2 protein-coding genes and 1 pseudogene are annotated in these 2,398 nt (G+C 63.3%); 2 read left to right on the forward strand and 1 reads right to left on the reverse strand.

Annotated features, from left to right (window positions below):
- Positions 1-76 precede the first annotated feature (76 nt).
- Positions 77-634 carry a DNA starvation/stationary phase protection protein gene (locus tag VML93_RS04610; RefSeq protein ID WP_325608144.1) on the reverse strand — a complete coding sequence of 186 codons (558 nt, stop codon included), beginning with the start codon at positions 632-634 and terminating at the stop codon, positions 77-79.
- A gap of 235 nt (positions 635-869) precedes the next feature.
- Here VML93_RS04610 and VML93_RS04615 point away from each other — a divergent pair, with 235 nt between their 5' ends.
- Positions 870-2,114, forward strand: a complete 1,245-nt coding sequence (locus tag VML93_RS04615) for an IS701 family transposase (protein ID WP_325608146.1) — start codon at positions 870-872, stop codon at positions 2,112-2,114.
- Positions 2,115-2,149: 35 nt separating this feature from the next.
- A pseudogene (locus tag VML93_RS04620) lies at positions 2,150-2,398 on the forward strand (WYL domain-containing protein); the annotation flags it as partial.

The following is a 2,398-nucleotide window of genomic DNA, read 5'->3' on the forward strand; positions in this document are numbered from 1 at the left end:
TACCCATACCTGTTCGGCCGCAACGAAGAACTGGCCGACCGCCCGGTGCGCGACGACACCCTGGAGGAACCCACCGCTACTTAACGGGAGCCTTCTTTTTGGCCTTGTTCGCGGCTGCCCGCTCGGTCCTGGCGCCCGCGCTGGCCAGCTGTCCGCCGGAGTTCTCCAGATGGGCACGGACGAACCACTGGAACTTCTCCAGCTCGCCCGCGTGGTCGATGAGCATGTCCTGCGATACCAGATCCAGATCCTCGAGGGTGTCGATTCCCTTGCGGGTGTCCTCGATCACGCCGGTGTAGACGAGGTCGAGCGCCGCCAGGTGCGCCTGCACGGTGTCACGTTCGACCGAGTAGTCGTCCCAGGTGCGGTCCTTGATGATCGCGCCGGGAGTTCCATGCGGCGATTTGCCCAGCGCCGCAATGCGCTCGGCAACCTCATCGGCGTAGCCGCGCACCAGTTCGACCTGAGGATCGATCATTTCGTGGACACCGATGAAGTTCGGGCCGACGACGTTCCAGTGCACATGTTTGAGCGTCAGGTGCAGGTCGTTGTAGGTGCTGAGCTGCTTCTGCAGCAAATCGGCGACCTTGTTGCCATCTTTCTCCGACATGCCGGGGATTGTGAACTCAGTCATCCATAGCTCCTTCGCATGATCGACTGTCCCGCGACGTGTACCCACGCGGCTCGAGCAGTAATCGCGGTTAGTACTGCAGCAGTAGATCGTGACTGGCGGGGATTCGGCGTGTCTGCACTGGTCAGAGCGGTGACCGCGGCATCGTTCAGGGTTTGTGAAGACTCCAGAATTGGTCGCGGTCACCGCGGCTCATAGCGTAGACCCTGATCGGTGGCGGACTGAGTTTTCGGCGGTGATCGACCGGATCGCGCCGCGTTTCGCCCGTTACGAACCGCTGCGCCACGTCGCCGAGTTGATGACCGGCATGGTCTCAGGCCTGGACAGAAAGAATTGCTGGACGATCGCCGAGCACCGTGGCAACGCCACTCCGGACGGGTTGCAGCACCTGTTGTCGCGGGCGAAATGGGACGCCGACGCAGTCCGCGACGATCTACGTGACTACGTCATCGACGCCTTCGCCGACCCGGATGCAACATTGATCCTTGATGAAACCGGCGATGTGAAGAAGGGCGTTCATTCGGTCGGGGTGCAGCGTCAGTACACCGGCACCGCCGGACGCATCGAGAATTCTCAGGTGGCGGTGTTCTTGACCTATGCGGCCCCACGGGGGCACGCGTTGATCGACCGCGCCCTGTACCTGCCACGATCGTGGGCCGAAGCGCCCGATCGGTGTGAAGCCGCTGGAATCCCCAGCAACAAACAGGGTTTCGCGACCAAACCCGCACTGGGGCGGGCACTGATCGAGCGCGCAGTAGCAGCCGACGTGCCCGCGGCGTGGGTCGCCGGCGACGAGGTGTACGGCGCCGATCCCACGCTGCGTGCCGCGATCCGCGGCCACCGGCTGGGCTACGTACTGGCGATTGCTGCCAACCGGTTTATGCCCACCCCGGCAGGCAAGATCCGCGTCGATCGACTCCCGGCGATGCTGCCCAAACGAGCCTGGCAGAAACACTCTGCCGGTGCGGGTAGTCACGGACAGCGCTACTACTCATGGGCCTGGGTCGAGCTCAACGCCGAGGATGACGCCGACACCGGCCGGCACCATTTGCTGATCCGCCGCAACGACAAAACCGGCGAACACGCCTACCTGCGCTGCTACAGTCCACGGCCGGTCACGTTGCACACCCTGGTCACCGTGGCCGGACAGCGCTGGCGCATCGAGGAATCCTTCCAAACCGCCAAAGGCCTCACCGGACTCGACCAGCATCAAGTCCGTCGTTGGCGATCCTGGCACCGTTGGACCACCCTGGCCATGCTCGCCCACGCGTTCCTCGCCGTGGCTACCGCGGTCGAACGCGACACCACCCCGACGCCGGCAGGCCTGATCACATTGACTGTCAACGAGTTTCGACGACTCTTCGACGCCCTACTCCTTGCTGCCAAACACACCGTCACCAGCCTGCTGGCCTGGTCCCGATGGCGCCGACAACACCAACACCGAGCCCGACAATCCCACTACCGACGCAGCGAACAACAATGATCACGATCTACTGCTGCAGTACTAAGCTGTCACGAGTGGGCATTTCCAAAGTCGAGCGGTTGATGAACCTCGTCATCGCGCTGCTGTCCACCCGTACCTTCATCACCGCCGAACGGATCCGCGAAACCGTCTACGGCTACGCCGACAGCGCCAGCGACGAAGCCTTCTCCCGCATGTTCGAGCGCGACAAGAACGAGTTACGCGACCTCGGCATCCCGCTCGAAACCGGCCGGGTGTCGCAATTCGACCCCACCGAGGGCTACCGCATCAACCGCGACGCCTAC

This window comes from Mycobacterium sp., from assembly GCF_035499775.1.
Lineage (GTDB): Bacteria > Actinomycetota > Actinomycetes > Mycobacteriales > Mycobacteriaceae > Mycobacterium.